General features: G+C 72.2%; 18 protein-coding genes, 1 tRNA gene and 1 pseudogene. 12 read left to right on the plus strand and 8 right to left on the minus strand.

Annotation, left to right across the window (positions count from 1 at the left end; genetic code table 11):
- Nucleotides 1-88 precede the first annotated feature (88 nt).
- From IG84_RS0107780 to IG84_RS0107790, 3 genes are read left to right on the plus strand one after another with little or no spacing between them, the layout of a single operon-like run.
- The gene (locus IG84_RS0107780; RefSeq protein WP_031052982.1) at nt 89-799 is read left to right on the plus strand and encodes a GntR family transcriptional regulator; all 711 of its coding nucleotides are present in this window, start codon (nt 89-91) and stop codon (nt 797-799) included.
- Nucleotides 796-1,773 (plus strand): ROK family protein, encoded by a 978-nt coding sequence (locus IG84_RS0107785; RefSeq protein WP_051861489.1) that lies wholly within the window; start codon nt 796-798, stop codon nt 1,771-1,773. The genes IG84_RS0107780 and IG84_RS0107785 overlap by 4 nt, the downstream gene beginning before the upstream one ends.
- Before the next feature lie 44 nt (nt 1,774-1,817).
- Nucleotides 1,818-2,510 (plus strand): N-acetylmannosamine-6-phosphate 2-epimerase, encoded by a 693-nt coding sequence (locus IG84_RS0107790; protein ID WP_031052984.1) that lies wholly within the window; start codon nt 1,818-1,820, stop codon nt 2,508-2,510.
- Nucleotides 2,511-2,539: 29 nt separating this feature from the next.
- Here IG84_RS0107790 and IG84_RS0107795 read toward each other — a convergent pair whose 3' ends face one another.
- The 7 genes from IG84_RS0107795 to IG84_RS0107825 all read right to left on the minus strand — a co-directional run bounded on the left by IG84_RS0107795 (nt 2,540) and on the right by IG84_RS0107825 (nt 11,771).
- The gene (locus tag IG84_RS0107795) at nt 2,540-4,636 is read right to left on the minus strand and encodes a xanthine dehydrogenase family protein molybdopterin-binding subunit (protein ID WP_031052989.1); all 2,097 of its coding nucleotides are present in this window, start codon (nt 4,634-4,636) and stop codon (nt 2,540-2,542) included.
- Nucleotides 4,633-5,634, minus strand: coding sequence for an FAD binding domain-containing protein (locus IG84_RS0107800; protein ID WP_031052992.1), 1,002 nt, complete (start codon nt 5,632-5,634; stop codon nt 4,633-4,635). Before IG84_RS0107800 ends, IG84_RS0107795 begins: the two co-directional genes overlap by 4 nt.
- Nucleotides 5,631-6,173: a (2Fe-2S)-binding protein gene (locus tag IG84_RS0107805; protein WP_031052994.1), complete on the minus strand. Its 543-nt coding sequence runs from the start codon at nt 6,171-6,173 to the stop codon at nt 5,631-5,633. Before IG84_RS0107805 ends, IG84_RS0107800 begins: the two co-directional genes overlap by 4 nt.
- Nucleotides 6,174-6,253: 80 nt before the next feature.
- Nucleotides 6,254-7,720 carry a rhamnulokinase gene (locus IG84_RS0107810; protein ID WP_031052996.1) on the minus strand — a complete coding sequence of 489 codons (1,467 nt, stop codon included), beginning with the start codon at nt 7,718-7,720 and terminating at the stop codon, nt 6,254-6,256.
- A gap of 12 nt (nt 7,721-7,732) precedes the next feature.
- Nucleotides 7,733-9,772 (minus strand): bifunctional rhamnulose-1-phosphate aldolase/short-chain dehydrogenase, encoded by a 2,040-nt coding sequence (locus IG84_RS0107815; RefSeq protein WP_031052999.1) that lies wholly within the window; start codon nt 9,770-9,772, stop codon nt 7,733-7,735.
- A 120-nt stretch (nt 9,773-9,892) separates the two neighbouring features.
- A complete protein-coding gene (gene rhaI / locus IG84_RS0107820; RefSeq protein WP_031053001.1) occupies nt 9,893-11,068 on the minus strand; it encodes an L-rhamnose isomerase in 1,176 nt (391 codons plus the stop codon).
- A 166-nt stretch (nt 11,069-11,234) separates the two neighbouring features.
- Nucleotides 11,235-11,771: a Dps family protein gene (locus IG84_RS0107825; protein WP_051861498.1), complete on the minus strand. Its 537-nt coding sequence runs from the start codon at nt 11,769-11,771 to the stop codon at nt 11,235-11,237.
- A 496-nt stretch (nt 11,772-12,267) separates the two neighbouring features.
- On the opposite strand from IG84_RS0107825, the pseudogene IG84_RS40500 reads away from it, so the two are divergent.
- The 7 genes and pseudogenes from IG84_RS40500 to IG84_RS0107860 all read left to right on the plus strand — a co-directional run.
- Nucleotides 12,268-12,438: pseudogene (locus IG84_RS40500) on the plus strand (LacI family DNA-binding transcriptional regulator); the annotation flags it as partial.
- Between the two features lie 177 nt (nt 12,439-12,615).
- Nucleotides 12,616-13,638 carry a LacI family DNA-binding transcriptional regulator gene (locus IG84_RS0107835; protein ID WP_245659257.1) on the plus strand — a complete coding sequence of 341 codons (1,023 nt, stop codon included), beginning with the start codon at nt 12,616-12,618 and terminating at the stop codon, nt 13,636-13,638.
- 68 nt (nt 13,639-13,706) lie between these two features.
- Complete coding sequence (locus IG84_RS0107840; protein WP_211266429.1) at nt 13,707-14,708, plus strand: 2-hydroxyacid dehydrogenase; 1,002 nt, start codon at nt 13,707-13,709, stop codon at nt 14,706-14,708.
- Nucleotides 14,708-15,931 (plus strand): D-mannonate dehydratase ManD, encoded by a 1,224-nt coding sequence (gene manD, locus IG84_RS0107845; protein WP_031053009.1) that lies wholly within the window; start codon nt 14,708-14,710, stop codon nt 15,929-15,931. The genes IG84_RS0107840 and manD overlap by 1 nt, the downstream gene beginning before the upstream one ends.
- A 32-nt stretch (nt 15,932-15,963) precedes the next feature.
- Nucleotides 15,964-17,478: a mannitol dehydrogenase family protein gene (locus IG84_RS0107850; protein WP_031053011.1), complete on the plus strand. Its 1,515-nt coding sequence runs from the start codon at nt 15,964-15,966 to the stop codon at nt 17,476-17,478.
- A 56-nt stretch (nt 17,479-17,534) separates the two neighbouring features.
- The gene (locus IG84_RS0107855; protein ID WP_031053015.1) at nt 17,535-18,578 is read left to right on the plus strand and encodes an NAD(P)-dependent alcohol dehydrogenase; all 1,044 of its coding nucleotides are present in this window, start codon (nt 17,535-17,537) and stop codon (nt 18,576-18,578) included.
- A 99-nt stretch (nt 18,579-18,677) separates the two neighbouring features.
- Nucleotides 18,678-20,045, plus strand: a complete 1,368-nt coding sequence (locus IG84_RS0107860; RefSeq protein WP_031053017.1) for an MFS transporter — start codon at nt 18,678-18,680, stop codon at nt 20,043-20,045.
- A 109-nt stretch (nt 20,046-20,154) separates the two neighbouring features.
- Here the strand turns inward: IG84_RS0107860 and IG84_RS0107865 are convergent, their stop codons facing one another.
- On the minus strand, nt 20,155-20,649 hold the full coding sequence (locus IG84_RS0107865) for an SDR family NAD(P)-dependent oxidoreductase (protein WP_245659258.1): 495 nt from the start codon (nt 20,647-20,649) through the stop codon (nt 20,155-20,157).
- Between the two features lie 765 nt (nt 20,650-21,414).
- Between IG84_RS0107865 and IG84_RS0107875 the strand changes: the two genes are divergently transcribed.
- Nucleotides 21,415-21,939: a hypothetical protein gene (locus IG84_RS0107875; protein ID WP_157848841.1), complete on the plus strand. Its 525-nt coding sequence runs from the start codon at nt 21,415-21,417 to the stop codon at nt 21,937-21,939.
- Between the two features lie 111 nt (nt 21,940-22,050).
- Nucleotides 22,051-22,124: transfer RNA gene (locus IG84_RS0107880), tRNA-Met, on the plus strand.
- The last annotated feature ends 462 nt before the right edge of the window (nt 22,125-22,586 follow it).

Raw genomic sequence — 22,586 nt, forward strand, 5'->3', positions numbered from 1 at the left:
GACGCCACGCGGGATTCACCATGCTACTTTCCCCATTGGTTGGTACCTATCGGGGTGCCTATCGGACTCCGACTGGGGATGGTGAAGCGTGGCCCGACAGGCCAAGCACGAGGAATTGCGGGTGGCGCTGCTGGGTGAGATGGGTGGCGCTGCGCCGCATACGCCGCTGCCCACGGAGCGGGAGATCGCCACGCAGCACGGTGTTTCGCGCAACACCGTGCGGCAGGCGCTGGACGCACTGGAGGCGGCGGGGAGCGTGTACCGGGTGCAGGGGGCGGGCACATTCGTCGCTCCGCCCGTGGTTTCCAAGTCGCTCACCCTCACCTCGTTCTCCGAGGACATGGCCGAGCGGAACCTCGAACCGGGCTCGCGGCTGCTGGCCGCGGGGACGGTGCGGGCCGGCCGGCAGCTCGCCGAGCGGCTCGGCGTCGCGCCGGACTCCAAGGTCGTCCGCGTCTCCCGGCTGCGGCTCGCCGACGGCTCACCCATGTGCCTGGAGAACGTCCACTTCCCGGCGGACCGCGTCCCCGGGCTCGTCGACGAGGACCTGACGGGTTCGCTGTACGCGCTGCTCAACGAGCGGTACGGACTGGACATCCGCTCGGCCGACCAGATCATCCGGGCCGTCGACCTCGACGACACGGAGTCGGCCCTGCTCGGCGTGCCACTGGGCAGTTCGGGGCTGCGGGTACAGCGGGTCGGCCTGGACCGCCGCGACACCCCGGTCGAGGCGACGACCACGATCTACCGCGCCGACCGCTACGACATCCGCTTCACCGTCCGCAGGGCGCAGTCATGACGGCCACGCTGCTCGGTGTCGACGTGGGCGGGACGAAGATCGCTGCCGGTGTCGTCTCGGCGGACGGCGCGCTGCTGGCCTCGCTCGTGCGGCCCACACCCGCGGCGCAGGGCCGTACCGCGGTGCTCGACGCCATCGCGGCGGCCGTTCGCGAACTGCCCGGGTGGGACGGCGCGGAGGGCCTGGGCATCGGCACCGGAGGGGTCATCGACCGCGACCGGGGCGTGGTGCGCTCGGCCAACGCGCTGCTCCCCGGCTGGGCGGGCACCCGCCTGCGCGAGGAGCTGAGCGCCCGCCTCGGCCTGCCGGTGGCCGCCGACAACGACGCGAACGTCTTCGCGCTGGCCGAGCAGACCTATGGCGCCGGTGCGGGCTGCGCGTCCGCGCTGTACGTGAGCGTGGGCACCGGCATCGGCGGCGGGCTGGTCACCGGCGGGCGGCTGCTGCGCGGTGCGCACTGGACGGCGGGCGAGTTCGGCCATATGGCGGTGCCGGAGGCCGCCGGGCGGCCGTGCAACTGCGGCAGGGCGGGGCACCTGGAGGCCGTCGCTTCCGGGCCCGCGATCACCGCGCGGTTCCGCGAGCTGAGCGGGGAGGAGGACGTGTACGACCTGCGGAAGGTCGCGGCGCTGGCGGAGCCGGACGCCCGGAACGACGGCTCCGGTACGGCCTCCCGGACGGCCCTCGCCGAAGGCGCGGGTGCGCTGGGTCGCGCGCTGGCCGGGCTGGTCAACACCGTGGACCCGGAGCGGGTAGTGATCGGCGGCGGTGTCGCCTCCATCGGCGCCCCGTTCTGGCAGCCGTTGACCGAGGCGTTCGCCGCCGAGCTGCTGCCCGGCCCCGCCGGCATACGGCCCGTGCCCGCCGCGCTCGGGCCCCGCGCCGCGGTGATCGGCGCCGCGGCGCTGCTGCTGGAGCACCACATCCCGGCAGACCACCATGACGACGCCAATAAGGACGGGGACAGCGCATGACCGAGAACGCCGCCGATGAGGTGCAGCGCCCCAGCCGGACCACGATGCCCGCCGACCGTGCCCACGAGCTGCTCGACGGGCTGCGCGGCCGGCTGGTGGTCTCCTGCCAGGCGCTGCCCGGGGACCCGCTGCGCGCACCGGAGCACATGGCCGCGATGGCCGCCTCGGTGACCGCGGGGGCGCCGGTGGCGGGGGTGCGCGTGCAGGGCGTGGACGACATCCGTGCCGTACGCGCCGTGGTCGGCCTGCCCCTCATCGGGCTGTGGAAAGACGGCACCGAGGGCGTCTACATCACGCCGACCGCGGACCACGCGCGGGCCGTCGCCGAGGCCGGGGCCGAGATCGTCGCCGTGGACGCGACCGGCCGTCCGCGCCCGGACGGCCGCCCGTTGCGCGAGACGGTCGAGGCGGTGCACGGTCTGGGCCGGTTACTGATGGCCGATGTTTCCACGGTGGAGGAGGGTGTGGTGGCCGCCGCGCTCGGTGCCGACGTCGTCTCCACCACCCTGTCCGGTTACACGCCGTACAGCCGTCAGCAGCCGGGACCCGACCTGGAGCTGGTCGGCGAGCTGGCCGGGCGCCTGGCCGTGCCCGTCTTCGCCGAGGGACGGCTGCACACCCCGGAGCAGGCGGCAGCCGCGATCGAGGCAGGCGCGTGGGGCGTCGTCGTGGGCGGCGCGATCACCGCACCCGCCGCGATAGCGACCCGCTTCGCCGCCGCCCTACCGCATCCCTGACGTGCCCCTTACCCGTCCCTGACGCAACGTCAGGGAAGGTGCGGCAGCAGCGAGTCCGGCGTGACCGGCAGCGAGCGGACGCGCACGCCGGTCGCATGATGCACCGCGTTGGTCACAGCCGCCGCCGTGCCCACGATCCCGATCTCGCCGATGCCCTTGGAACCCATCGGGTTCAGGTGCGGGTCGTCCTCCTCGATCCAGTGCACGTCGATGTCCGGCACGTCGGCGCAGACCGGGACGTGGTACATGGCCAGATCGCGTTCCGCGTAGTCGCCGAACTCGCGGTCCATGGTGCTGTGTTCCGTCAGCGCCATGCCGAGGCCCATCGTCATGCCGCCGAGGAACTGCGAGCGGGCTGTGCGCGGGTTCAGGATGCGGCCCGCGGCGAAGACGCCGAGCAGCCGCCGTACCCGGGTCTCGCCCGTCGCGGTGTCCACCTGTACCTCGGCGAACTGGGCGCCGTACGCGTGCCGCGCGTACTCCTTGCCGCCCTTGCTCTCCTCGGTGGTGTCGGCGCCGACCGTCAGGCCCGTCGCCGGTACTTCGCTGTGCTCCTCCAGCGCGCGCCGCAGTCCGTCGCACGCCTTGTGCACCGCCGAGCCCCACGAGGAGGTGCCGGCGGAGCCGCCGGCCACCGGGGCCTCGGGCAGCTCGCTGCAGCCCACGCGGATACGGACCCGGTCCATGGGCAGCCGCAGCGCGTCGGCGGCGATCTGGGCGAGGACGGTCCGGGCGCCGGTGCCGATGTCGGTGGCGTTCACCCGGACGTCGATCAGCCCGTCGGCGCGGGCGTGCGCCTCGGCGTGGCACGGGGCGACCATCACCGGGTACGTCGAGGCGGCCACGCCGGTGCCGAGGAGCAGCCGGCCGTCGCGGCGCGCCGCGGGGCGCGGGTCGCGGTCCTGCCACCCGAAGCGGCGGGCGCCCTCGCGCAGGCACTCCACGAGGTGGCGGCTGCTGTACGGGCGGCCGGAGTCCGGCTCGCGGTCGGGCTCGTTGCGTACGCGCAGTTCGATGGGGTCCAGGCCGCAGGCGAGGGCGAGTTCGTCCATGGCTGCTTCGAGTGCGTACATGCCGGGGCACTCGCCGGGTGCGCGCATCCAGGAGGGGGTGGGCACGTCCAGCCGGGCCACCCGGTGGGTGGTGCGGCTGGCGGGCGAGACGTACATCGTGCGGCTGGGCGCCGCGGCCTGCTCGACGAACTCCTGGACCGTGGAGGACTGGGTGGTGATCTCGTGCGCGAGGGCCTGGATGCGGCCGTCGCGGTCGGCTCCGATGCGCAGGTGCTGGATCGTCGGGGCGCGGTGGCCGGTGACGGCGGGCATCTGCTGGCGGGCGAAGGCGAGGGTGACCGGGCGGCCCGTGACGCGGGCCGCCATGGCGGCGAGTACCACGTGCGGACGCGGCGTGCCCTTGGAGCCGAAGCCGCCGCCGACGTGCTCGCTGGTGACGAGCACCTGGTCCGGGCCGAGTGCGAAGAGCTGGGCCAGCATCTGCTGGACGGTCGAGGAGCCCTGGCTGGAGTCGTGCAGGCACAGCTTCCGCTCGCCCTCCCACCAGGCCGTGGCGGCGTGCGGCTCCATGGGGTGGTTGTGCAGCGGCGGGGTTTCGTAGACGGCGTCGTGCTGTACGGGGGCCTCGGCGTAGGCCGCCTCGAAGTCGCCGCGAAGGCGGTCGGCGGGGTGGCCGCCGTTGGCGGTCTCGGGCGCGTAGATGCCCGGGTGGTCGGTGCTGAGGAGGACGTCGTGCGGCTCGGAGCTGTAGTCCAGGCGTACGGCGGTCGCGGCGGCGCGGGCCGCTTCCAGGGAGGTGGCGACGGCGAGCGCGACGATCTGGCCGCGGTGCGCGACGTGCCGGGACTGCAGGACGGCGAGGGTGGGGTCGTCGCCCTCGGCGAGCCGGGGTGCGTTCTCGTGGGTGAGCACGGTGACGACGGCGGGGTCGGCGAGCGCGGCGCCGGTGTCGACGGCGGTGATCTCGCCGCGGGCGATCGTGGCGGGCACCGCCCAGGCGTACAGGCCGTCGGGGCGTGCGTGGTCGGCGGCGTACCGCGCGGTGCCGGTCACTTTCTCGCGGCTCTCCAGCCGTGCGGTGTCCGCGCCCAGGGTCCGGGGCAAGGTCGTCATCGCGCACCCTCCGCGTGCGTGCCCGCGAGGTCCGTCAGCAGGGCGACGGCCAGCCGGCGGGCGAGGGGGATCTTGTAGCCGTTGTCGCGCAGCGGCTCGGCGGCCGCCAGCTCCTCGTCCACGGCCCGGCCGAAGGACTCCTCGGTGGCGGGCCGGCCGAGCAGCGCGGTTTCGGCGGCGCGGGCGCGCCACGGCTTGGCCGCGAGCGCGCCGAACGCGAGCCGTACGTGCTCGACGTTGCCGTCGCTCACCCGCAGGTCGGCGGCGGCCGAGGCGAGTGCGAAGGCGTACGAGGCGCGTTCCCGGGCCTTGCGGTACGCCGAGCGGGCGCCGGGCACCGGCGGCGGCAGCTCCACGGCGGTGATCAGCTCCCCGTGCCGCAGGACGGTGTCCTGGTCGGGGGTGTCGCCCGGCAGCCGGTGCAGCTCGGCCACCGGCAGCGTCCGCTCGCCGTCGGCGGAGACGCAGTGCACCTGTGCGTCGAGGGCCGTCAGGGCCACCGCCATGTCCGAGGGGTGGGTGGCCACGCAGTGCTGGGAGGCGCCGAGGACCGCGAGGTCGCGGTGGATGCCGCTGCGTGCGGGGCAGCCGGAGCCGGGCCGCCGCTTGTTGCACGGCTTGCCGATGTCCTGGAAGTACGTGCAGCGGGTGCGCTGCAGCAGGTTGCCACCGACCGTGGCGAGGTTGCGGAGCTGGGGCGAGGCGCCGGCGAGCAGGGCCTGGGAGAGCGCCGGGTAGCGGGCGCGGACGGCGGTGTGCACGGCGAGGGTGCTGTTGCGCACGGTGGCGCCCACCCGCAGTCCCCCGTTGTCCGTCTCCGTGATGTCGTCGAACGGCAGTCGGCTCACGTCGACCAGCATCTCGGGCACCTCGACCCCGAGCTTCATGAGGTCCACGAGGTTGGTGCCGCCGCCGAGGAAGGCGGCGCGCGGTGCGCGGGAGAGCAGGTCGACGGCGGCCGCGGGGTCGGTGGCCGTCTCGTAGCGGAAGGGTTTCACCGGGCCGCCTCCCGTACCGCGTCGATGATGTTCACATACGCGCCGCAGCGGCAGATGTTGCCGCTCATCCGTTCCCGTACCTCGCCGCCGGTCAGCTCCACCGGGCCGTCCGGCGCGCCGTCGGGCGTCACCGCGCTGGGCCAACCGGCCTGTGCCTCGGCGATCGCCCCGACGCCGGAGCAGATCTGGCCGGGTGTGCAGAAGCCGCACTGGAAACCGTCGTGCGCGATGAACGCCTCCTGGAGCGGGTGGAGCGCGTCCCCGTCGGCCAAGCCCTCGACGGTGGTCACGTGCGCACCGTCGGCGGCCACCGCGAACATCAGGCAGGAGTTGACGCGGTGGCCGTCGAGCAGGACCGTGCAGGCCCCGCACTGGCCGTGGTCGCAGCCCTTCTTGGCACCGGTCAGCCGTACTTCCTCGCGGAGCAGGTCGAGCAGCGTGGTGCGGTTGTCGACGACTTGTGCCCGGCGTTCGCCGTTGATGTGCAGGGTGAGCGCGGTGGTGGTTTCCGCGTCGCCCGTACCCTCCGTGCTTCTCATGGAGTCACGAGTGCCCCTGAAGGCGAGCGGTGAAAACGGACCAGGCCGCTCCGCACCTCGTCCGGGCCAATGCGCGCCGCTCAGGCCACCCCGATGCGGGCCGCCGCGGCGTCCCAGGCGGCGCGGTCGCCGCCCGGCTCGTAGCGGCGCAGCGGCTGGGTGGCGGCGACCAGGCGGCGCATCGCGGCGCGGTCGGGGACGAGGCCGTGGGCGCGGGCCTGGACGAGGACGTTGCCGAGCGCCGTGGCCTCGGCGGGGCCCGCGACGACGGGCAGTCCGGTGGCGTCGGCGGTCAGCCGGCAGAGCAGCTCGTTGCGGCTGCCGCCGCCGACCAGGTGGACGGTGCGGATCTCCCGCCCGGCGAGCGCGGCGGCCTGCCGCAGGGTGCGCCGGTGGGCCAGGGCCAGGCTCTCCAGAATGCAGCGGACGACGGCGCCCCGGCTCTCCGGGGCGCGCTGTCCGGTGCGATGGCAGAAGCTCCGTATCCGCGCGGGCATATCGCCCGGCGGCAGGAACTCGGGCGCGTCCGGGTCGACGAGCGCGCCGAACGGCTCCTCCCGCGCGGCCTCGGCGAGCAGGTCGGGCAGGGCTGCGGGCGAGCCCTGCGCCGCCCAGGTGCGGCGGCACTCCTCCAGCAGCCACATGCCCATGATGTTGCGCAGGTAGCGCACCGTGCCGTCGATGCCGCGCTCGTTGGTGAAGTTGGCGGCCCGGGACTCCTCGGTGAGGACCGGCGCGTCCAGCTCCAGCCCGGCCAGCGACCAGGTGCCGCAGGAGATGTACGCGAAGCCGGGCTCCGTGGCCGGCACGGCGGCGACCGCGGAGGCGGTGTCGTGGGAGGCGACGGTGGTCACCGGGGTCGCCGCGTCCAGTCCGGTGTACTCGGCGACGTGCGGCAGCAGCGTGCCGGCCGGCTCGCCCGGACGGCGCAGCGGCGGCAGCAGGGCCGGATCGATGCCGAGCCGGTCGAGCAGCGTGGCGGACCAGGCCCCGGTACGGGCGTCGAGCAGCCCGGTGGTGGAGGCGTTGGTCTCCTCCGCGCCGACCGCGCCGGTCAGCCAGTGCACGAGCAGGTCCGGGACCAGCAGCAGGGTGCGCGCGGCGGCGAGCTGTACGCTGCCGCGGGCCGCTTCGAGCTGGTACACGGTGTTGAACGGCAGGTGCTGCAGTCCGGTGACCGCGTGCAGTTCTTCGGGCCCCACCGCGGCCCACACCCGCTCGGCGGCGCCGTCGGTCCGACCGTCCCGGTAGTGGTACGGCTGGCCGAGCAGCGCTCCGTCGGCGTCCAGCAGTCCGTAATCCACCGCCCAGGTGTCGACCCCGACGGACGCCGCGCCGCCGGCGCGGGCGGCCGCGCGCAGCCCGTCCAGTACGCCCTGGTAGAGCGCGAGCGCGTCCCAGTGCAGCCCGTCGGGCAGCCGTACCGGGGTGTTGGGGAACCGGTGCGCCTCGGTGAGGCCGAGGCTGTCCGGGCCGACCCGGCCGAGGATCACGCGCCCGCTGGTGGCGCCGAGATCCACGGCGGCGAAGGAGAGTGTGCTGGTCACGTCGCCTCCGCGTCAGCGCAGGAACGCGGCGGCCACGCCGGCGTCGACGGGGATGTGCAGCCCGGTGGTGTGCGTGAGGTCGCCGCCGGTGAGCGCGAACACCGCGTTCGCGACATGCTCCGGCAGTACCTCGCGCTTGAGCAGGGTCCGCTGGGCGTAGAACTCGCCGAGCTGCTCCTCCTCGATCCCGTACGTCGCCGCGCGCTGCGCGCCCCAGCCGCCCGCGAAGATGCCGGAGCCGCGCACCACGCCGTCGGGGTTGACGCCGTTGACGCGGATGCCGTGCCCGCCCAGCTCGGCGGCGAGCAGCCGGACCTGATGCGCCTGGTCGGCCTTGGTGGCGGAGTACGCGATGTTGTTCGGGCCCGCGAAGACGGCGTTCTTGGACGCGATGTAGACGATGTCGCCGCCCATGTTCTGCTCGGTCATGACGCGGGCCGCCTCGCGGGAAACGAGGAAGGAGCCGCGGGCCATGATGTCGTGCTGCAGGTCCCAGTCCTTCGCGGTGGTATCCAGCAGCGGCTTGGAGATCGAGATGCCCGCGTTGTTGACGACCAGGTCGACGCCGCCGAAGGCGAGCGCGGCGGCCTTGAAGGCGGCGGCTATCTGCTCCTCGTCGGTGACGTCGACCGGCACCGCGACGGCCTTGTCGGCGCCGCCCAGCTCCTCGGCCACCGCGGCCGCGCTCTCCGTGTTGAGATCGGCGACCACGACGCACGCGCCCTCGGCGGCCAGGCGGTGCGCGATGGCCTTCCCGATGCCCGACCCTGCGCCGGTGACCAGCGCGATCCGGGTGGCCAGCGGCTTGGGCGCCGGCATCCGGCGGAGCTTGGCCTCCTCCAGCGCCCAGTACTCGATGCGGAACTTCTCCGCCTCCTCGATCGGCGCGTACGAGGAGACCGCCTCGGCGCCGCGCATCACGTTGATCGCGTTGAGGTAGAACTCGCCCGCCACCCGCGCAGTCTGCTTGTCCTTGCCGTAGCTGAACATGCCGACGCCGGGGACCAGCACGATCGCCGGGTCGGCGCCGCGCATCGGTGGGGAGTCGGGCCCAGCGTGCCGCTCGTAGTAGGCGCGGTACTCGCTCCGGTACTCCTCGTGCAGCTCCTTCAGGCGCGCGATGGCCTCGTCCAGGGGGGCGGCCGGCGGCAGGTCGAGGACGAGCGGGCGGACCTTGGTACGCAGGAAGTGGTCGGGGCAGGAGGTGCCGAGCGCGGCGAGCCGGGGGTGTTCGGCGCGGGCGAGGAAGTCCAGTACCGGGTCGGCGTCGGTGAAGTGGCCGACCTGCGGCTTGTCCGTCGAGGCGAGGCCGCGGAGCACGGGCGCGAGCGCCGCGGCCCGCTCCCGGCGCGCGTCCTCGGGCAGCGCTTCGTACCCCTCGACCACCGGCCCGAAGGGCTCCGCCTTGCCCTGCTCACCAAGGAACCTCTCCGCGGTACGAATGATCCACAGGGCGTTGCGCTCGCACTCCTCGGAGGTGTCGCCCCACGCGGTGATGCCGTGGCCGCCGAGGATGACGCCGACCGCCCGCGGGTTGGCCTCCTTGATCGCGGCGATGTCCAGGCCGAGCTGGAAGCCGGGGCGCCGCCACGGCACCCAGGCGACCTTGTCGCCGAAGCACGCGGCCGTCAGCTTCTCGCCGTCGGCGGCGCAGGCCAGCGCGATACCGGAGTCGGGGTGCAGATGGTCGACGTGTGCCGCGTCCACCAGGCCGTGCATCGCGGTGTCGATCGACGGCGCGGCCCCGCCCTTGCCGTGCAGGCAGTAGTCGAACGCGGCGACCATCTCGTCCTCGCGCTCCACGCCCGGGTACACCTCGGTCAGCGCGCGCAACCGGTCCAGCCGGAGCACGGCCAGCCCGGCTTCGGTAAGCGTGCCGAGGTCACCCCCGGAGCCTTTGACCCACATCAACTCGGCGGGCCGACCGGTGACGGGGTCGGTGGCGACCCCCTTGGCGGAGGCGTTGCCGCCCGCGTAGTTGGTGTTACGGGGGTCGGAGCCGAGGCGGTGGGAGCGGTCGAGGAGGGCGGCAACTTCGGGGTGGGTGGCCATGAGTATTGAGTCCTTCGCGTTGAGATTGGGAGGTGAGACGGCGCCCCTCAGGGGCGCGGGGAACTGCGCGACCAGCCACGTACGGTCCGCAGTCGCCAATGAACAGAACCCGGCAGCCGCTCAGGCGCCCCAGCCGGCTTGCTCGCCGCCAACACGTTCCGCGGCGATCCGCTCCTGCCAGCCGCAAGCCCCGTACGCCGCCACCGGATCGGGATCCAGCCCCATCTCCTCCCGCACCTCCGCGAGCAGCGGCCGGACGTCGGTGGCATAGGCGTCCATCAGGACGCCATTCGCGGCCAGCACATCGCCGGAGCCCTGCGCTGCCTGCAGCGCCTCCGTGTCCACCAGCAGCGCCTTCGCGGTCGCCTCCTGCACGTTCATGACTGAACGAATGACGGCCGGGATCTTCGCCTCGATGTTGTGGCACTGATCGAGCATGAAGTTGACGCCGTTCGCCGCCTCCAGCCCGCCGTTCTTGATCACTTCATGCATGATCCGGAACAACTGGAACGGGTCGGCCGCACCCACCATCAGGTCGTCGTCCGCGTAAAAACGGGAGTTGAAGTCAAACGCGCCGAGCTTCTTCTCGCGCAGCAGGAAGGCGACGATGAACTCGATGTTGGTACCCGGCGCGTGATGCCCGGTGTCCACGACGACCTTGGCCTTCGGGCCGAGCTTCAGGCAGTGCGCGTACGAGGTGCCCCAGTCCGGCACGTCGGTGGTGTAGAAGGCCGGCTCGAAGAACTTGTACTCCAGCAGCATCCGCTGGTCGTCCCCGAGCCGTTCGTACACCTCGGCCAGCGCCTCGGCCAGCCGGTCCTGGCGGGCGGCGATGTCGTCCTGGCCGGGGTAGTTGGTGCCGTCGGCGAACCAGAGCTTCAGGTCCCGGGAGCCGGTCGCGTCCATGATGTCGACACAGGCGAGGAGGTGGTCCACGGCCTTGCGGCGGACGGCCGGGTCGGGGTGGGTGACCGACCCGAGCTTGTACTCGTCGTCCTGAAAGGTGTTGGAGTTGATCGCACCGAGCGTCAGGCCGCGCTCCGCCGCGTACTCGGCGAGCTTCCCGTAGTCCTCGACGGTGTCCCACGGGATGTGCAGCGACACCAGGGGGGCGACGCCGGTGAACTCGTGCACGCGTGCCGCGTCGTCCAGCTTCTCGTACGGGTCGCGGGGGACGCCGGGCTGCGCGAACACCTTGAAGCGGGTGCCGGAGTTGCCGTAACCCCAGGACGGTGTCTCGATCACCTGGGCCTTCAGGGCGGCTTTCACGGCGGACGGGGCGGGCGTGCTCGGCATCATTCACCTCGGCGGTGTGCGGCGGCGAAACGCGTTTTGAATCGTTTCAGTGCGCCCAAGTTAGGCCGCCGGAGAGGAGAGCGTCAAGAGGGCGGCCGCAAAAGAGCCGTACCCGGCGGCCAGTCCGCCGGGTACGACTCAAAAACGATTCAGGTGCGCTGCCGGGTCACGGCTGCTGGCGGGCCTGCTTGCCCGCCGCCCGTGCCGCGTCCGTCTCACTGGTCTGCCGCGCCGTGCTCAGCTTGCCGCCGGAGTTCTCCAGGTGCGCCCGGATGAACCACTGGAACAGCTCCAGGCTGCGCAGTTGCTCGATGAGCATGTCCTGGGTGATCGGGTCGGGCTCGTCGGTGGCGCGCACCGCCGCGCGGTGGTCCTCGATGATGCCCGTGTACACCACGTCCAGCGCGCCCAGGTGCTCGATCGACTCGGCCCGCCCGATCGCGTAGTCCTCCCAGGTGCGCTCGGCGACCATGACGCCGGGCGTACCGGCGGGCTCGCCGCCCAGCGTCGAGATGCGCTCCGCGGTGGTGTCGATCATGTCGCGTACGGCGTCGACCTGCGGGTCGAGCATTTCGTGCACGGCGATGAAGTGCGGGCCGACCACGTTCCAGTGGACGTGCTTGAGCGTGAGGGCGAGGTCGTTGAGCGCGTGCAGCCGCATCCGCAGCAGCTTGATGACCTCCGAGCCCTCGGAGGCACTCATGCCCGGAACCGTATAGGTGAGCTGCGAGTCGGCTTTCGAGGCCACGGCACTGTCTCCTTCGACGGTGTTCTGCCGGCCCGGCCGGGTGCCGGGCGTCCGGGCCCGGCGGACCGCCGGGCGTGCGCCACAGGGGTACCACCGCCCGCCGCACGGCAAACGCCCGTTTCCCGCCGGGATACGGGCTTTCTTCCGCTATGCCGCAGGAAGCGCGGCTTCAAGAAGTGCGACTGCACCCGCCAGGTACGATGCCCACACCCATACGCCGTCCGCTTCCGTGATGCCACCGGCCGACAACGCGAAGAGACCGGCTTCCCGACACAGCAGGACGCACTCGACCGACTCACCGAGCTGTACAACGAAAAGCGCAGCACGCCCTGGCAGCAGGCCGAGCTGTAGCGCGAGCTGGGCAAGCAACGGTTCGGCGAGTACGCCTCCGAGTGATCATCCCCGCACGGGACGAGCTGCGTGATCCCCGACGCCCACGACGAGACCTCCCGTCATGCCGATCGGGCTGACAACGGTCCGCCAGGACGCCGTACTCACGGCGGTACACGCGGTGCGATTCGCCGTGGAGCGGCTGGAGAGCGCGGCGCTGGAGCCCCGGGAGGCGGTACTGGACCCGAAGCTGGTGGTCCGGGGGACCAGCGGACCACCACGGGAAGGGTGACCGCGACGGCGCCGCGGAAGGGCATCTTCCGGGAGCTCGGCCGGCGTCCGCAAGCCCCCTGAGTTTATCTGTCGGCAAACCGTTGACATCCTTGCGCAATATTGCCGAACATGAGGCAGCCCGCTCATCGGGCCCCGTGCCGCAGTCCCTGCGGCATCGCGATCCCCCTCAGGAGGCATGGTGGCCCCCACCCTCACGGACGTGGCCAAACGCGCAGGCGTCGCCTTGTCCACCGCATCCCGTGCATTCAGCGAACCGGACCGCCTGGGCCCGGAAACATTGCGCAAGGTTGTCGAAGCCGCCCGGGAGCTCGGATACGAAGCGCCTCAAGGCCGCGCCGGCGGTGGAGCGGTCCGGGACTCCCAACAGGACACCGTCGCGGTGATCGTCCCGGATGTCGCGAACCCCGTCTTCGGGTCCTTCGTCAAGAGCGCGCAGCGCGAGGGCTGGCACCGCCGGCTGGCTGTCGTGGTGGCCGACACCGACTTCGCCTCCGAGCGCGAGCGAGAGCTGATCGGGCATCTCAGGCACCGCGCGGCCGGACTGATCGTCTGCTCGCCGCGGCTGGCGGCCGACGAGGTGATCGGGCTGTCCGGTGACACACCGGTGGTCCTGGTCAACCGGGAGACGGACCAGGCCGATTGCGTACTCGCCGATGCGCACGACGGGCTGCGCCAGACCGTCGAGTACCTGGCCGCCCTCGGCCACCGGAAGCTCGCCTTCGTCCAGGGGTCCTCGCACTCCTGGTCCAACGCCCACCGGGTCGCGCTCGCCCGTGAGCTGACCGCGGAGGGCGGGCTGGAGCTCGACGTGCTGGGGCGGCAGTCGGAGACCGTGGCCGGCGGTACCGCGGCCGCGGCGAGTGTCCTCGCCTCCGGCGCCACCGCCGTACTGGCCCACAACGACCTCGTGGCCCTGGGCATCCTGGCCGGCGCCCGCACCCTCGGCGTGCGGATCCCGGAGGACCTGAGCGTCGTCGGCTTCGACGACATTCCCTTCGCGGAGGTCTCCCACCCGGCCCTGACCAGCGTCTCCGTCCCCATGGCACGGGCCGGGGCGAGCGCCGTGGAGCGGATTTCCACCGCTGTCTCCGGAGAGCGCACCCGGCCGGACACCCTGCGGCTGGCAACCCAGCTCCACGTCCGCGGCTCCACGGGCCCCGTGCCCGCCAGTGCCCCCACGCTCGCCGCCCACTCCTGATCCGCCGCCTGTCGCCCCCTCCCCCGAGGAACCCCCATGCGCCAGCTGATTGCGTACCGAGGTCTCGTATGAACACCCCAGGCATACGCATCGTCGTCGCCGACTCCAACCTCCGCCCCCTGAGCACGGAGTTCGAGCGCCAACTCCCTGTCGGCAGCACGGTCGAGTGGCCCGACCCCACCGACCCCGTCGCCGTCGCAGAAGCCGTGGTCAAGGCCGATGTGCTGGTGTCCGGCACCTGTACGGCCGCCACCGCCCAGGCGGCCGAGCGGCTTCGTCTGGTCCACGCCGCGGGCGCGGGCACGGACGGCATCGACCGCTCCGCACTCCCACCCGGCACTCAAGTGGCGTGCACGTACCACCACGAGGACTCGATGGCGGAGTACGTAGCCGCTTCCGCAGTCCTGTTGCGCCGCGGTCTGCTCTGCCAGGACGCCGCCCTGCGCGAAGGCCGCTGGCTCAGCCCTGTGTACGCACCGGAAGACGCCGGGTGGCAGCCCACCCTCGCCGGGGCGACCGTCGGCTTCGTCGGTTTCGGGCACATCGGCGCCCGCTCCTGGCAGCTGCTCCGGGCCTTTGGGGCCCGCGGGCTCACCGTCTCCCGGCGCGGCGAGGTGGATGCGGGCGCACAAGGGCTGGAATGGTCCGGCACCGTCGACGACCTGCCGCATCTCCTCGACCGCAGCGACATCGTGGTCGTCGCCGTACCTCTCACTGCGGCCACCCGTGGACTGCTCGGCGCTCCCGAACTCGCCCGGCTGCACCCTGAGTCGGTGCTCATCAATGTCGGCCGGGGACCGGTCGTCGACGAGGACGCGCTGTACGAGGCACTGCACTCCGGTCGGCTGGGCGGTGCCGCGCTGGATGTCTGGTACGCCTACCCGTCCGCGCCCGGCGAGCGGCAGCAGCCCAGCCGCCACCCCTTCCACACGCTGCCCAACGTCCTGATGACCCCGCATTCCAGCGGGCTGACCCGTCAGACCTTCGCCGCCCGCGCGGCCGACATCGCCGCCAACATCCGCCGTCTTGCCGCGGGCGAGGAACTCACCAACATCGTGGAGCGCCCCTGATGAGCAAGCCCGACCGCATCGCCGCCGTCGACGTCCTGGTCACCAGCCCCACCCGCAACTTCGTCACCCTCAAGATCACCACCGAGCAGGGACTCGTCGGCTGGGGCGACGCCACCCTCAACGGCCGCGAACTGGCCGTCGCCTCCTACCTCCGCGACCACCTGGCCCCGCTGCTCATCGGCCGCGACCCCGCCCGGATCGAGGACACCTGGCAGTACCTCTACCGCGGTGCCTACTGGCGCCGCGGCCCGGTCACCATGACCTCCGTCGGCGCGGTCGACCTGGCCCTGTGGGACATCAAAGGCAAGGCCGCGGGACTACCGGTGTACCAACTGCTCGGCGGCGCCGTACGCGACCGGATCCTCTCCTACACCCACGCCACCGGCTGGGACATACCGCAGCTGCTGGACTCCCTCGACGCCCGGCTCGCCCAGGGCTTCCGGGCCGTCCGGGCCCAGACCGGCGTCCCCGGGCTGGACATCGTGTACGGCGTGAGCAAGGACGGCGCCGCGTACGAGCCCGCCGGGCGCGGCCTCGCCCCCGTCGAGGAGACCTGGGACACCGACGCCTATCTGCGGCACGCCCCCGAGGCGCTGGCGGCGGCCCGCTCCCACCTCGGCCCCGAGGTCAAGCTCCTGCACGACGCGCACCATCGCCTCACCCCCAACCAGGCTGCCCGGCTGGGCCGTTCGGTCGAGGATCTCGACCTGTTCTGGCTGGAGGACGTCACCCCCGCGGAGAACCAGGAGGTCCTGCGCACCGTCCGCGCGAAGACCACGGTTCCGCTGGCCATCGGGGAGGTCTTCCACACCGTCTGGGAATGCCAGAGCCTGATCACCGAGCAGCTCATTGACTACGTGCGCTGCTGCGTCACCCACGCCGGCGGCATCAGCCATCTGCGCCGTATCGCCGCGCTCGCCGACATCTGGCAGATCCAGCTCGGTCCGCACGGCCCCTCCGACGTCTCCCCCGTCGCACTGGCTGCCTCGCTCCATGTGGGCCTGGCAACGCCCAACTTCGCCATCCAGGAGTACATGGGCTACGCCCCGCTGGTGCACGAGGTGTTCCCGCACGCGTGGACGTACGAGGACGGGCATCTGCACCCGGGAGAGGCACCCGGCCTCGGCATCGAGGTGGACGAGGAACTCGCCGCCCGGCACCCGTACGAGCCCGCCTACCTGCCCGTCGCCCGCCGCCGCGACGGCTCGATGACCGACTGGTGACCCGGCCTCCCGCAACAAGGACGTACTCGCCCATGAGCACCGCCCCTGCCCGTACCGCCCGGCTGTCCGCCGCCACCACACCGGCCGGCGCACTGCTGCACCCCCGCACCCTCACCCCCGCCGACACCGGCATCGTCCACCTCGGCCTCGGCAACTTCCACCGCGCCCACCAGGCCGTCTACACCGCCGCCGCGCTCGCCCGCGAGGACGGCCCGTGGGGCATCCTCGGCGTCGCCGGGCGCGCCACCGGCGTCGCCGACGCGCTGCGCGCCCAGGACCTGCGCTACACCGTCGCCGAGGTCTCCCCCGACGGCCTGCGCTGCACCGTCCCCGCCGTACACACGGGGGTACTGGTCGCCGCGCGCGAACCCGAACAGGTGCAGCGGGCCCTCACCGCCGCCGACACCCGCGTGATCTCCCTGACCATCACCGAGAACGGCTACACGTACTCGCCCCGCACCGGCGGCCTCGACCTCGACCACCCGGGCATACAGGCCGATCTGCGCGGCAACCGCACCGCCCCGCAGACCACCCTGGGCCGCATCGTGCGCGCCCTCCAGGAGCGCGCCGCCACCCACGGCGCCCCCCTCACCGTCCTGAGCTGCGACAACCTGGTCGGCAACGGCAACCACACACGCCGCCTCGTCGAGGAATTCACCGCCCACCTGCCGACCGGCGAGCGCGAGGAACTCAGTGCCTGGCTGGCCGCCGGAAACGTGACCTTCCCCAACACCATGGTCGATCGCATCGTGCCGGCGACGACGGACGCGGAGCGCACGGCCGTCGCCGAGGCGCTCGGTGTACGCGACGAAGTCCCCGTCCCCGCGGAGCCGTTCACCATGTGGGTCCTGGAGGACCGCTTCGCCGCGTCCCGCCCCGCCTGGGAGGCGGGCGGCGCACTGTTCACCGACGACGTCGAACCGTACGAGCTCCTCAAGGTCCGGCTGCTCAACGGCACGCACTCGCTCATCGCCTACCTGGGCGCGTTGACCGGCTGCGACACCATTCCGCAGTCCACCGCGCAGCCCTTCGTCACGGATGCGGCCCGCGCGGTCCTGTTGGGCGAGTACCTCCCGAGCCTCACCGTCCCCGACGACATCGACCTCGACGCGTACGTGGACCGGCTCTTCACCCGCTGGTCCAACTCAGCGCTCGGCCACCGCACCCGCCAGGTCGGCTCGGACGGCTCCGCCAAGCTGCGCCAGCGCATCCCCGACCCCGCCCTGCTCCACCTGCGAGCCGGGCGGATGCCCCACCACCTCGCCCTCACCGTCGCCGCCTACCTCTGCTGCCTGGCCCCCTCCCCCGGCTTCGACCCCGGCGAGCACGCGGCCGCCATGACGGACCCGGCCCGCGACCGCCTCACCGCCCTGCGCGCCCGTACCGCAGACGGCCCGGCGTTCGCCACCGCGGTACTGGACGACGGCCTCCTCGGCGACGCCCTGCCGGAACACCCCGAATTCGCCCTCCGCACCGGTGAGTTCATCGACCTGATCCACACCAGGGGCACGCGTGCGGCGGCCGCCGAAGCCGCCGGGTCCGCCTGATCCTCTCCTTCCTTCTCACCGGGGCGTCCCGCCTCTCCTCACAAGGACGTGAGCACATGACAGCCGTTCCACCCCTGCCCACCACGGCGCGCGCCGCCGTCCTGCACGCTGCCGAAGATCTGCGCATCGAGGAACTGCCACTGCGGCCGCTGGGCGCGGACGATGTCCTCATCGCTGTCGACGCCGTCGGCGTCTGCGGCTCCGACATGCACTACTTCGCCAGTGGCCGCAACGGTGGCAACGTCCTGCGGCAGCCCACCGCCCTCGGCCACGAAGCCTCCGGCACCGTCGTCGCCACCGGCCCCTCGGCCACGGTGACCCCCGGCACCCGCGTCGCCGTCGAACCCGCTGTCGGCTGCGGCACGTGTGCTATCTGCCGGTCGGGGCGGTACAACCTCTGTCCGACCGGTACCTGCTTCGGTTCGCCGCCCGTCCACGGCACCCTGGCGACGCACCTGGTCGCCCCGAGCCGCGCCGTGCACCCGCTCCCGGACGCGGTGCCTCTCGAACTCGGCGCGCTCATCGAGCCGTTGGCCGTCGCCGTCTGGGCGGTGCGCCGCGCCGAGGTGGCCTTCGGCGACCGGGTACTGATCACCGGCGCCGGACCCATCGGCATTCTCTGCTGCCAAGTGGCCCGCGCCGCCGGGGCCGTCGAGGTCGTCGTCACCGACATCAACGACGCCCGTCTCGCCCGCGCACGCGAGCTGGGCGCCACCCGCACCGCGAACACCGCCCGGGACGTCCTCGAACTCGCCGGCTTTGACCGGCTGTTGGAGTGCTCCGCCCACCCCGCGGCACTCTGGCAGGCGCTGCACGCGCTGCGCCCCGGCGGTCGCGCCACCGTCGTCGGCCAGGCGGCCCCCACCGTCGACGGCCTCCCCCTGGCCCACCTCCAGCGGCACGAGATCGACCTGGTCTGCGCCTTCCGTTACGCGCACGCCTTCCCGACCGCCCTTGCCCTCGCCGCCGACGGCAGTGTCGACCTGGCCTCCGTTCTCACCGGCCGCTTCCCCCTGGAACACGCGACCGAGGCCCTGCGCGCCCCCACCGCCGACCCGACGCATCTCAAGGTCGTCGTCCGGCCCGGCGACACGTCTTGAGCGTCCGCTGACTGCTGCGGCATTCCTCTCCTGCTGACCGCAGCACCTCTCCCTCCCTCGAGCTCGATCCATCCATATCCATCCAAGGAGGCATGGACGATGGACTCCACCGCACCTGCGGCGACAGCGGCACCTCCGGCCGAGCAACCCCCCGCAGACCCCCGCACGGTCCGCCGGGCCGCCCTCGCCGGTCTGGTCGGCACCGCCCTCGAACAGTACGACTTCGTCATCTACGGCACCGCCTCGGCACTGATCTTCAGCGACCTGTTCTTCGCGGGCTCGTCGCCGGCCGTCGGCATCCTGGCCAGCTTCGGCACCTACGCCGTCGGCTTCGCGGCCCGGCCCCTCGGCGGCCTGTTCTTCTCCCGCTACGGTGACCGCCTCGGGCGCAAGTGGGTTCTGGTCGCCACCCTCCTGCTGATGGGCGGCTCCACCCTCGCCATCGGGCTGCTGCCGACCTACGCCCAGGCCGGCGTACTCGCACCCGCCCTCCTCGTCCTGTGCCGGATGGCGCAGGGCTTCGGCGCCGGCGCCGAACAGTCCGGCGGCGCCACCCTGCTCACCGAGACCGCCCGCAAGGGGCACCGAGGAGTCCTCGCCTCGATGGTGATGACCGGTGCCGCCCTGGGCACCGCGCTCGGCGCTGCTGCCTGGGCCGCGGTCCAGCTCCTGCCCGATGACGCCCTGATGACGTGGGGCTGGCGCCTGGTCTTCGCCAGCAGCCTCCTCGTCACCGTCGGCGCGCTGGTCATCCGGCGCAGACTGCACGAGAGCCCCGTCTTCGAGGAACTCAAGGCACAGCAGGCCAAGCCCTCCTCCCCGGTTGGCGAGGTGCTGCGCGGCGGACGCCGTCCGCTGGTGCTGGTGATGTTCATGAGCCTCGGTGTCAGCGCCCAGTCGTACACCTACCAGGTGTTCATGGCCTCCTACATGATCACCGCGGTCGGCGTGGACCCCCGCCAGGTCCCCCAAGTGCTGCTCATCGGCGCGTTGTGCGGTGGCGTCGCTGCCCTGTGCACCGGCCGGCTCTCCGACCGCTTCGGCCGCCGCCCGGTCTCCACAGCCATCATGAGCGCGCTGATCGTCCTGCCCGCCCCCAGCTTCGTCGCCCTCAACACCGGTTCCACCCTGGCCATCACTGTGGTGGTCATCCTGGGCTTCGTCTTCGCCGCGCACGGTGCGGTGGGGGTCCAGATGAGCTACTTCCCGGAGATGTTCGGCGCCCGCTACCGATACGCCGGGGTCACCCTGGGCCGCGAGTTCTCCTCCGTCCTCGGCGGTGGCGTCGCCCCTCTGATCTGCGCCGGACTCGTCACCGCGTTCTCCGGCTCGTGGATACCGGTCGCCGCGTACATGATGCTCATGGGCCTGACCAGCCTCATCGCCGTACGCCTGTCGCCCGAGACGGTCGACCGCACGCTGACCGATCCGTCCGACGCCACCGCCGCTGCGGAGGTGCGGGCCTGACCGACCCGCCCGGTTGGGGGGGCTGCCCTGTCTGCGGGGCAGCCCCCCGGCCGTCACTCTTGTCCGGTGCGCCGTGTACCGGTTGCCGTGTGCCGGTGTTGCCCAGCGGTCAGTGGGAGCCCGCTCGAAGGGTGAAGCCACCGTCGACGGGGAGAACGGTGCCGGTGATGAACGCGGACTCGTCCGGGGCGAGGAAGAGCGCGGCGTCGGCGACGTCCTGGCTGGTGCCCTGATGGCCCATGGGCACCATGGCGGCCCGTTTGGCGGCGATCACTGCACGGTCCACGCCGCCTGCGCGGGCGTTGGCATCGACGCCCATAGGAGTGTCCATCATGCCGGGTGCGACGGCATTGACGCGGACGCCGTGCGGAGCGTACTCCAGGGCGAGGCTGCGGGTCATGGCGTGCACCGCGGCCTTGGAGGTGGTGTACGCCCGGTGAGCGGTCACGGTACCGCCAGCGTCACACACCGGCTTCGCGGTCTCCTCGGCCGAGTCCGCGTCCCGGTCGACCACGAGAACCCGGGCCCCCTCGCGGGCGAAGGTCAGCGCGACGGCACGGCCATTGCCCATGGTCGCGCCGGGCGTCTGTCCACCGCCGACCACCACGGCGGTCCTGCCCTGGAGAGGTGGGCTCCTTGTTCTCCGTCCTTCATGGTCTCGTCGGCGCCGGGCGTTGTGTTCTGTCCTTGTCCGGACGCCATGTGATGCATCGCGTCCAGCGCCCGGTTTCCTCCAGCGGCATCCGCCCTCCTACGCGGTAGGCGATCTCCACCGCGCCATGGGCGGAGAGCCGCTCCACGAGCAGGGCCTCCTCTCTGTCGCGGACCACCGGGGGCGCCGCCATCAAGGTCAACGCCCACATCCGTCGTTGACGATGCTCCTGGCGGGTGATGCTCCATTTGGGGCATCACTGGCGTGAACACACAGTTCGCGCCTGCCCACAGGCGTTCGGTCGTCGGCGAGCTCTGCGGCCGAGGCTTCGGCGCGGGCCGTCGGGCTCCTGTGGCGCCGGGACCGAGGCCGGGTGCCGAATCGCGTCCTGCAGCTGGCAGTCGGCGTATGTGCCGGCGGGGCTTACGGTTGCGCCGCTGCACCGCAGCCGGGCGCCTCCGAGCCGCAGGAGGTTTGACCGCAGCGGTTCACCGGTGTGAGTGAGTGGGGGCCGGTCGCTTCGAGTCGACGTGCGGACGGGGCCCTGAGATCACTGCCAGGCAACTGGTACGCGTGGGACATGGGTGGAGCTGTTGAGCGTGGCTGATTCGCCGTGAGCCGTGCTGTCGTCGTGTTGATGGGGGCGCTCGGTGTCGCTTGGGTTGGCTGCGCTCGGCGAACCGGATGCTTTCACCAACAGGAGACAAGGACGTGCTTATGCGCACGATCACGCGCTGGACCGCAACATTGCTCGGCATAACCACCGGAGCCCTGCTCCTGGCACCACCGGCGCAAGCCAAACCGGCAACACTCCTTTGCACGGGAAGCCAGAAAATCACCTACAGCCCGCCGATGAAGCTCACAGCGCGGACCACCGCCTCCCGGGCCAAGGAGCACTACAACTGCGCCTCGATGCTCACCAACGTCCGGCGCGGCGCATGGACAGCATCCTTCACGCACAAGGCCAGCTGTCTCCTGGATGTGGACCCGGCCGCCGTCAAAGAGACCACATATAAGTGGAACACCGGAAAGTCGAGCACGGTCCGGCTCACTCTCAGCGGTGTCACGCACGCTGCCAACGGGACTACCACGGTCACAGCCGTCGGGCCGGTCATCCACGGCCTGGGCAAAGGCAGCCTCGCCACGCGCGAAGTAGTCTATCCCGCGTTGGACTTGACGGCTTGCGCTACTACTGGCGTGAAGTCGCTTACCGGTCTCGCCACCTTGACGATCACGCCCTGACCGCGCAGGTCGGTGGCTTCGCCCGGCTCCAAGCGCCGCATGCGGTCGGTCAGCGCCGCCGACTCACCGATTAGGCGTGGAGGCGCGCGCCGCATAGGGTTGCAGTACCGACGCGGGGTGGAGCAGCTCGGTAGCTCGCTGGGCTCATAACCCAGAGGTCGCAGGTTCAAATCCTGTCCCCGCTACTGCTCCCTGGGCCTGTCAGAACATTCTCTGACAGGCCCAGGACTTTTGCGCGGTCGGTTTCCTCCAGCACATAGTCGGTGAGCGCCCGGGACGCATGGCTGGCCGGCAGGCGGTCAGAAGCTCGGCGGACGTCGGCGGCGACGATGCGGGCAGCGCCGGGGAGCCAGCGCAGCCCGCCGGCAGGCGTCCTCCTCCAGCGTGGCCTTGGCCTCGCCTTATGTCAGGACGGTGGCCACCGCGCTGGTGAACCTCGCGGTCCGTGGCCTGGGGCGTCGTCCCGGCATCGCTTCGCCGGCCGGCCCCTGACCGTGCGCCTCGCCAAGGGCCCGCTTGCATGCCTGTGTTCGTTCCTGTCCCACCATGGCGGCGAGGAGCTAGGCGGAGGCCGGCGAGGACGCTCGGGAGACGGTCACCACGGCAGGAGAGGAGTGGCCTGTTGCCCGCAACGCATCGCCGGTTGC

Origin of the sequence: Streptomyces ochraceiscleroticus (assembly GCF_000720485.1) — a bacterium.
Classification (GTDB): domain Bacteria; phylum Actinomycetota; class Actinomycetes; order Streptomycetales; family Streptomycetaceae; genus Streptomyces; species Streptomyces ochraceiscleroticus.